Raw genomic sequence first — 7899 nt, forward strand, 5'->3', positions numbered from 1 at the left:
TGACACATAATCCGCAGCAGCTTGCGGGCAGTATCATCCAGCATGACGCGCCTTTGCCCGCCGCCAGGCCAGAATACTGCCGGTTCTGAATACCCTTGGAGCGCCTGTGGTTAAGCAAGTGGCCCGCAGCAGCTCCCCTTTAATCCCGTGCACCTCCACGCTGCGCTGGGTGATTTTGCCCGATTTGTCCTCGTAGATGATTTCAATTACTTGTCCGATCAGCTTTTCCAGGTCTCTTATCCTCATTTCAAGTCCCCCTCATCACACTTTCCGAAATAATTATATGTATTATATGCGAACAAATGTTCTTTATGCAACATGATCGTGATAACACATAATACCAAGTGCAGCCCCGCTTAGGCACTCTGCCTGACGGGGCTGCACTTGCTGTAGATTCCTTTAGAATATACAGGCCTGATAATTACCAGCAAAATAAACAGCACCAGAATGGCACTCGTTGAGGTCCATGGGCTTACAACCGGCATAACCGCCGGAGGTCCCTGGTTCACCCCGCCAACGTTATTTCCGCAACCGCAACCATACTCTGCACCCATTCTTCATTCCTCCTCTGAGATATGAAATACATGAAACGTGATTCTCAAGTTCATCTCTTACACAGCACAGAATATGTTGCACGCAGATCGGCAGCCTGGGCCAACCGGTAAACAATATCCGCTTCGCCTAAATAAACCGCGTTATCCAGACGATATACATTAAAGGAAGGCTGGCAAACCTCGGTTTCAATACGGGTTATAACCCATTCAGGAGGTGCGAAATGGACATTGCCGCTCTATCCATTGCAATGAGCCAGGCGTCCTTACAGCAGGCTGTCGGGCTGCAGGTCATGAGTATTGCCAAGAATACCGCTGAGCTTCAAGGGCAGAATATGGCCCAAATGCTCCAGCAGAGCCCTCATCCGGACCTTGGAAAAACACTTGATATTCAGGTTTAATTGCATTATGCTTAGATACATAAGAACATCAGTTCCGGTATGAATCCGGCAACTACTAGCCCCTTCGGGCTTTTCTTTTACCCTTAAATGCGAACATACGATCTTATATTGAGGTGATTACATGCAGTCTTATTACCAAATGACCGCCCTGGAGAATTGGACCGAGGATTTATATCAGCGTTTGCATGTGCGGCAGCCGTCGGACATATCGGTGAATTACATCGCCGAACGGCTGAATATCTGGGTTCATTATCTGGATGTGCGCAGCAAGAGCATTGAGGCCTCTGCCGGGATGTACACCATGTTTTTAGACAACCGGCTCCCACCCGAGCTGCAGCGCCTGGAATTTCTCCATGAGCTCTGCCATCTGCTCCGTCATGCCGGAAGCCGCAGTCTGATGCCCGGACATTTCACACAGGCTCAGCAGGACGAATCGGAGCGTTTTATTCTTTATGCGGCTATGCCCTACTCCATGATCTCTGCGAGACCGCTGCCGGAGCTGCGCGAGGATGCCATCCACTGCATTGCCACAACGTTTCAGGTTCCGGAGGAACTGGCCATACAGCGGATTGACCAGATTCAGAGGCGGGTGTTCCAGGGGCAATTGATGGCTGTGCTGGAAAGAAACGAAGACAGAAATCTCATCCACCACCGGCATATCCGGCCGTAAGTATTTCCCAAAAAAATGACCCCGCCGGCGTCCGGCAAGGTCTATATCAATTACTAGGGGGTATGTCCTTACTATACGGCCTCCAGCTTAAGCCATTATGAAATCCGGCTGAATAGGAGCTAAAATCTGTCCTGCTTAAACGGGATCGCCGGCATTTACAAACCTGTTTTCTTGCAGCACCGGTACCGCATAGCTGATATCTGCTTGGCAGCAGTACGTGACATCATCTTCATATCCGCGTTCCCGCAGTTCACGGCCGCTGGCAGACTCCCAGATCAAATCCCTGATCCGATGACCGGAGGACTTCACAGCGCCAATGCACACCTCCGCTTCCGGAGATTTCGTTCCGGCTAACCAGGAGAGAATCAGACCTGCACCCAGGTAATCCTCGATGCCCGGGCGCAGTTCATCCTCACCCTCTTTAACATCAGACCACTTCTCGCCGCAGGGTATTACCGTAATATTCACGTCCATTTCAAGCTTTAGCCGGTTAGCAGTATCTGCAACAGCAGAAGCATTTAACAGACAACCGACAAGCAGAGCTGGCACTTGTGCTGCAATCCATGTACAGGCTGCACCGTTCAAAGAACATAATACAAAGTCACGGGCATAGTCGGCTGAGCTGAAGGACAACGGCGATAAGGAGTGGCCGCCCACTCTTATAGCTTCTGATCTTCCCCAGACCATTTCGGCACCAAGCTCCTTGGCATAAGCTTTAGCGGTTTCATTAATCGGCGGAGGATACGGATAAATATTGGCTTTATGCTGAACCGCCGTTACTACCGTAGACGAGAAGCTAAGCACGTCTACAATAATCACAATGTCCCCGCGCTCTGCTGCTGCCCTTGCCCCTCTCCGTCCCCAGTCCAACTTAACTTCATAAGGTGACTGATCAAAATACACAGGATTCCCTCCTTCCGGTTTTCAGATTTTTTTCAATCCTTCAAAGAGGGAGTTACCCATAGATGGGTACTCCCAAACCGTCAATCGCCGGCATTCTTTAATTATTTTTGAAACAGACGGATCTTGCAATACCTTAAGCTCACGTTCTATAACAGCAAAAAAAGTGACCCTACCGAACATCCGGCAGGGTCAAGGTCTATTAACTGGGGGTCATGTATTTAATATATATCCCGAAGCTTAAACGAATCTGAAGCAATGCTAAATGTTTGCTTAAGTTGCACTCCCAGGCTCTATACCCAGAAGGATTTAGTAATAATTACGAGCAGAATGAACAATACCAGAATTGCAGCACTAGAAGTGAAGGGGCTAGCATATCCACCGCCGCAGTTAGCTCCACCAACCGGACTTACATTTTCACCGTAACAACCCATTCCAAATTCCTCCTTCATAATTGAGTACACCATAGACTATGTAAATTAGCCGCTCCCTGACTGGGTGAATAGGCAAACTTTAACCTTCATCCGGACCGATCCGTAAGCTCTTCAGTGGAACCTCACATTTATCCGCAATCAGCGTATAAAATTCCGGAAAGCTCGGGTCCTGGGCATTAGGTATCTCTTCAAAGGTACGGATATATAACCCGTTAGTGGCCACTGCCGTTATAATATCGCCAACCGTCCATCCCCGCGTCAAAACCCTCCCCAATCCGGAACGTTCTTTTTCAGGAAGCAGCTTGGCAAAGGCTATTTCGCCTTCCTGGATCTTGTCGTCAAAATAATTCCCTGTCGGATGCTGAAGAGTTACCGTTGTCCTCCATGTCCTGGCAAACGGATGAAAGTCTGTTAACATCAACCGGCCATTTACGCCTAATCTTCTGCTGACCAAAGCAAAAATGTCATTTAGATCAGTAAAATAATGCAATATCCCAAACTCCATCAATACAATATCAAATTGGCCCAGCGTCTCTTCATCGGGGATATGCAATACATCTGAGCAAATATAATTCAAAGGGATCCCCGCAGCCGCCGCAACCTCACGGGCATACTTACAGTTTTCCTCCGAAATATCGACCACGGTAACCTCAGCGCCTAACAGAGCTAACGCGACCGCCTTCATGCCATGGGAACCCAGCAGATTGATTACTTTCTTTCCTGTTGGATCACCAAGATACTTTAACCAATAACGCAAAGGGTGCCGCGGGTCCGTTTTTAATTTGCGAGCCAGCTCGTCCGGAGATCCGTGATGCTCTATCCAAGCCTGATATGCCTTCGATTCCCAAGCCACCTTATTCGCACGTGCCAGTTGTTCCTGCATATAGTCCCCCCTTGATAAAATATGAAATTATTTCCAGGCTTCTAAGTTTACTACATTTCACAGTCTCCAGCTACAATTCGATCAAATATAAAGCTTAGGCGATTACTAACCCATCGAGTACAAAATGTTGCTTATTCAAATTATCCCCATTATCCTTCCAGACTGCTTAATTGCAAATCGTCTTATATATACCATAAAAAAAAGGCCAGCCCCATAAGGATGACCTTGCCCATTTCCATACTATTTTTACTTAACAGATCTTATTTCAAAAAAGTCCCCTGCCGGTACTCACTGAACGCCTCCGTAAGCTCCCTTTCTGTGTTCATTACGAACGGTCCTCTGGCTGCCACCGGTTCGCGGACAGGTTCACCTGCATATAAAAGCACCCGCAGCTTCCCGCCCGCCGTAATATCCACTTCACTGTCTCCGCTGCCGCCTTCACCAAGCCATAAGACATAGCCTTTAGATGCCGCAATGTTGTTGTTCCCAAAGGTTCCATTTCCTTCAAGAACATAGATGAACCCGTTGTAGCTGCCCGGCAAATCCTGCGTGACTGTATAACCCGGCTCAATGGTCATCTCCACCATCGTTACCGGAACATAGTTGCGGGTTGGACCAGCCACTCCCTTGGAAGATCCGGAGAAAACTTTTATGGCTGCGCCAGCTTCCTGCCGTACAGGCATATCCCCGCTTTTCAAATTCTGATAACGCGGCGTAGTCATCTTGTGCACCTTCGGCAGATTCACCCAAAGCTGCAGGGAATGCGCAGTCATCCCTTCGGAGGGCACTTCATTATGCTCAACCCCGCTGCCTGCCGTCATCCACTGCACGTCCCCCGGCCCGAGCACCCCGCCTTCCCCGCTGTGGGTGTCGTAATGTTCAATCTGTCCAGAGATCACATACGTTACCGTCTCCATTCCGCGGTGCGGGTGGATGTCGAAGGCTCCCTTCTGAAACTTATCCTCCATCATCAGCAGAAAAGGATCATGCTTCGCCCAATTTCCCGGTTCAAGCACCGGCCCCGCTGCATGGATCGCATTTACCCGGTTTAGTACAACCTCTCTGACTTCACTTATATCCCGCTTAACAGTAGTGGAATGTTCCATAATGTTCTCCTCCTTGCGAGTTGTGGTTCAGCTTTATTTTTAACTTTTATTTTTATATTTACTATACTTTATATAGTTAATATAATACTTCTCTTTTCGTTTGTCAATTTCCCGGAAACAAAATGTGACCAAATCCCGTTCTTAATGGTGTTATAGGTAAAGGAGGGCAGAGCATCATGCAGCGATTCATGTCCCGGCCGGGGAATCATGTGATAAAGAGTTATGAAACCTACTCAGAAATGCTGTACCGGATTGCCCTGGTTCATCTGGGCAGCCGCCAGGATGCCGAGGAAGCCACTCAGGATACCTTCATTAAGCTTATGGAGAAAGCGCCGGAGTTCAAAGATGCCGAACATCAGAAGGCCTGGCTGATCCGGGTACTCACCAACACTTGCAAAACATTGCTGGGCAGAGGCTGGCGCAAGCGCGAGGTTAAGCTGGAGGGTGCCGAGCCGCTTACAGCGGACAGCCCCGAGGATTGGGCAATGCTACAGCTGGTGCTGGCCCTGCCCGTAAAGTATAAGACTGTTATCCATCTGTATTATTACGAGGATTATCCCGTCCAGGTGATCAGCAAAACACTGCAGATCAGTGAGTCCGCCGTGAAGATGAGGTTAAAGCGGGGACGGCAGCTGTTAAAACTTGAGCTGGAAGGAGCGGAGCCGGAGTGAACGAGGATCAGTTTCGAACAACCTATAAGAAAGCGGTGGATTCAATGAAACCAAGCGAAGAAATGACAAGTGGTCTATTCGACAAAATTGCGCTGCATCAGGAGAAGAAACGCCCGCGCAAGACCCTATATATCGCAGCCAGCATCGTACTCGCTGCCGGGATCGGGCTCGCCGGTCCTAACATATGGCAGCAATTGAACGGACCTGCTTCACCTGCACAAGTGGCTCAGGTGAACCCGGGTGCGGCAGGTAACGGCGGGGCCGCTACGGCCAGCAGTGTCGTCATTCCCAAGCTGGAGCTGCCGGATTCAAGCTCTGGTGTTAAGGCAAGCATGATCGCGCTGGTTGTGTATAAGGGCAATATTTACACACAAGCGGCGACCCGCATCGACGCCGCTGACGCCGCTGCGCTGCGCGGTGACAGTCTCGGACGGACGACCGGCGGCATTGACGAATGGAGCGGTAAAGACGATTACACTGAGCTATCCTCCAATATCGGTGAGACAGATATCTATACCGTGAAGGGATACGATTCCGGCTTCCTGATTATGTCCTATTCGGAAATCGACGGCCAGGTCTTCGCCGACCTGTATGAGCATACGAACGGCATCACAGTAAACAGCGGGGCCGACCTGATCGGCAAGCTGAATCTTAAAGGCCGGATCACTTCCGCCCGGTGGGAAAGCTTCGACAGCTGGAACAACGGCCTGCAGCAGTATGCGCCGCTCGCCGGAGGAGACGCACTTGACGGCTTCCTGACGGCACTCCTAGCAGCCAAACCGCTGGCAGCAGAACCGCTGATCGGGCAAGGCATTTACGGCAGCGGCGACCGTAAAGTCATCTATCTGGAGCTGCAAGACAAGACCCGGGTAGAGCTGGTACTCTTCGGTCAAGGGCTCGTACGTTACGGCAATGCGCCGGTATTCTTTGAAGTCGAATCCGGTGCATTCCAGGCGTTGTGGAGCAGCATGACACAGTAAGACAGATACCTGGCCACAGCATGCACTCGGGGATGATTGGGTCAACAAAAATACAGCCCCGCCTCATCGAGGCGGGACTGTATTTTTACTTCACCAGCATTTTTACAGCGGCATTCACCCGTTTGATCGTCTCCGTGCCCACCCAGCCGCCTGCACTTGCCAGAATAAAATTATGAAATATCTTATTCGCCAGAGCATATGTCACTGTCCCGATAATGATCTCAATCACAAAGAACCGCATAATATCGCCAGTGGTAATAATGTACACCTTGAATTCCTGATTATGAAGCACAGGCTTAGATCACTCCCCTTCGAAGGGTTATTAATAACTTTTATGCTTCAGGCGGATTGTCTAATGCCATTTCCATCAACGATTTACGTGACACGTTAACGTATTTCAGCTGCTTCATATCAGCCAGAAATTCAGGCTTCCGTTCGATTAGACACATACCGATGTCTAGGAATTGCAGGTTCTTCAGCTGCTCCAGTTCAGGCGGCAGTTCACGGATCGAGGTGTATTGAATTGTCAGCCGCTCCAGATGTTCCAGTTCCCCGATCTCCGGTGGGATGCGGTTTAAGCTGATCTCCTCCCTCGGCTTGGCCTGATACCCGGGAGACGGCCGGTCCGAGCTCGCACACCGGATAGACAATTCTCTCAGATTCTTCAGCTTTGCTATAGATGCCGGAATACTCTCCAGATCAGCTGACAAGATTTTCAGACATTCCAGCTCGCTTAACTCGAAGAGCCCTTCGGGCAGCCGATACAGATCCTGTTCAAAAATCTCCAGCTCCCGCAGCTCAGTAAGCTCCCGGATTCGTTCAGGCAGCTCCGTCAGCCTATGTCCGCTTATGTACAGCCAGTCAGTCTGATGTTTAATGGCATCGTCCAGCAGACGATCCAGATCACGGTGTGCTTTTAATTCCAAAAAGAGTCCCGTAACCTGCTCCATCAGCTCACCCGCTTCTTCCTCCGTTACTCCCATACCATACATATGTTCATGCACAACCGAGTAAAGATAGTCTCCGCCATCCTTTTTTAAGAAACACAAATCCTCCGGCAGATTAGGATAAATCCAGTCCGACAGGCGGCTTGCCATTTGCTTCAGCAGCTTCCCGCTTTCTTCACAGCATCGATATAAATAGTAGGTTCCTGCGCTATAAAAGGCATGACTGCGATAGGTATTCCTTATTAACATAATTTCATCCCTATTATCTTCCGGAATTACGATGGTCTTCACCCGATAAGGCCCCAGCGCCTCCAATACACCTATGTAACGATCCCGCACCAGCATATCTGCCGGAA

Annotated in this window: 12 protein-coding genes; 4 read left to right on the plus strand and 8 right to left on the minus strand. The window is 49.7% G+C overall.

All coding sequences use genetic code 11. From position 1 onward, the window contains the following. Nucleotides 1–33: 33 nt before the first annotated feature. Nucleotides 34–246 (minus strand): hypothetical protein, encoded by a 213-nt coding sequence (locus tag AQR02_RS18350; protein ID WP_054941712.1) that lies wholly within the window; start codon nt 244–246, stop codon nt 34–36. A 110-nt stretch (nt 247–356) separates the two neighbouring features. Next, nucleotides 357–554, minus strand: coding sequence for a hypothetical protein (locus AQR02_RS18355; protein ID WP_054941713.1), 198 nt, complete (start codon nt 552–554; stop codon nt 357–359). A gap of 221 nt (nt 555–775) precedes the next feature. On the opposite strand from AQR02_RS18355, the gene AQR02_RS31465 reads away from it, so the two are divergent. After that, nucleotides 776–952, plus strand: a complete 177-nt coding sequence (locus tag AQR02_RS31465) for a YjfB family protein (protein WP_082451903.1) — start codon at nt 776–778, stop codon at nt 950–952. 121 nt (nt 953–1073) lie between these two features. Continuing rightward, on the plus strand, nt 1074–1622 hold the full coding sequence (locus AQR02_RS18360; RefSeq protein ID WP_054941714.1) for an ImmA/IrrE family metallo-endopeptidase: 549 nt from the start codon (nt 1074–1076) through the stop codon (nt 1620–1622). A 135-nt stretch (nt 1623–1757) separates the two neighbouring features. Here AQR02_RS18360 and AQR02_RS18365 read toward each other — a convergent pair whose 3' ends face one another. From AQR02_RS18365 to AQR02_RS18375, 4 genes are all read right to left on the minus strand, one after another. After that, a complete protein-coding gene (locus tag AQR02_RS18365; RefSeq protein WP_054941715.1) occupies nt 1758–2525 on the minus strand; it encodes a 2-phosphosulfolactate phosphatase in 768 nt (255 codons plus the stop codon). Between the two features lie 290 nt (nt 2526–2815). Then, entirely contained in the window at nt 2816–2956 is a 141-nt protein-coding gene (locus tag AQR02_RS32520; RefSeq protein ID WP_159067788.1) for a hypothetical protein, read from the minus strand. A gap of 79 nt (nt 2957–3035) precedes the next feature. Further along, nucleotides 3036–3839: a class I SAM-dependent methyltransferase gene (locus tag AQR02_RS18370; RefSeq protein WP_054941716.1), complete on the minus strand. Its 804-nt coding sequence runs from the start codon at nt 3837–3839 to the stop codon at nt 3036–3038. A gap of 260 nt (nt 3840–4099) precedes the next feature. Next, on the minus strand, nt 4100–4945 hold the full coding sequence (locus AQR02_RS18375; RefSeq protein ID WP_054941717.1) for a pirin family protein: 846 nt from the start codon (nt 4943–4945) through the stop codon (nt 4100–4102). A 176-nt stretch (nt 4946–5121) separates the two neighbouring features. On the opposite strand from AQR02_RS18375, the gene AQR02_RS18380 reads away from it, so the two are divergent. Further along, entirely contained in the window at nt 5122–5616 is a 495-nt protein-coding gene (locus AQR02_RS18380) for an RNA polymerase sigma factor (RefSeq protein ID WP_054941718.1), read from the plus strand. Next, nucleotides 5613–6596: a hypothetical protein gene (locus tag AQR02_RS18385; RefSeq protein WP_054941719.1), complete on the plus strand. Its 984-nt coding sequence runs from the start codon at nt 5613–5615 to the stop codon at nt 6594–6596. The genes AQR02_RS18380 and AQR02_RS18385 overlap by 4 nt, the downstream gene beginning before the upstream one ends. Nucleotides 6597–6681: 85 nt before the next feature. Here the strand turns inward: AQR02_RS18385 and AQR02_RS18390 are convergent, their stop codons facing one another. Both AQR02_RS18390 and AQR02_RS18395 read right to left on the minus strand, forming a co-directional pair. Further along, nucleotides 6682–6888: a hypothetical protein gene (locus AQR02_RS18390; protein ID WP_054941720.1), complete on the minus strand. Its 207-nt coding sequence runs from the start codon at nt 6886–6888 to the stop codon at nt 6682–6684. Between the two features lie 40 nt (nt 6889–6928). Next, a partial coding sequence (locus AQR02_RS18395) for a leucine-rich repeat domain-containing protein (RefSeq protein ID WP_159067789.1) occupies nt 6929–7899 on the minus strand: 971 nt, incomplete at its 5' end.

The sequence above is a fragment of the Paenibacillus ihuae genome, from assembly GCF_001368795.1.
GTDB lineage: Bacteria > Bacillota > Bacilli > Paenibacillales > Paenibacillaceae > Paenibacillus_AQ > Paenibacillus_AQ ihuae.

Coding starts and splice junctions, on each gene's coding strand:
- AQR02_RS31465 (WP_082451903.1), top strand. CDS start 776: ATGGACATTGCCGCTCTATCCATTGCAATGAGCCAGGCGTCCTTACAG.
- AQR02_RS18375 (WP_054941717.1), bottom strand. CDS start 4,945: ATGGAACATTCCACTACTGTTAAGCGGGATATAAGTGAAGTCAGAGAG.
- AQR02_RS18370 (WP_054941716.1), bottom strand. CDS start 3,839: ATGCAGGAACAACTGGCACGTGCGAATAAGGTGGCTTGGGAATCGAAG.
- AQR02_RS18355 (WP_054941713.1), bottom strand. CDS start 554: ATGGGTGCAGAGTATGGTTGCGGTTGCGGAAATAACGTTGGCGGGGTG.
- AQR02_RS32520 (WP_159067788.1), bottom strand. CDS start 2,956: ATGGGTTGTTACGGTGAAAATGTAAGTCCGGTTGGTGGAGCTAACTGC.
- AQR02_RS18360 (WP_054941714.1), top strand. CDS start 1,074: ATGCAGTCTTATTACCAAATGACCGCCCTGGAGAATTGGACCGAGGAT.
- AQR02_RS18380 (WP_054941718.1), top strand. CDS start 5,122: ATGCAGCGATTCATGTCCCGGCCGGGGAATCATGTGATAAAGAGTTAT.
- AQR02_RS18350 (WP_054941712.1), bottom strand. CDS start 246: ATGAGGATAAGAGACCTGGAAAAGCTGATCGGACAAGTAATTGAAATC.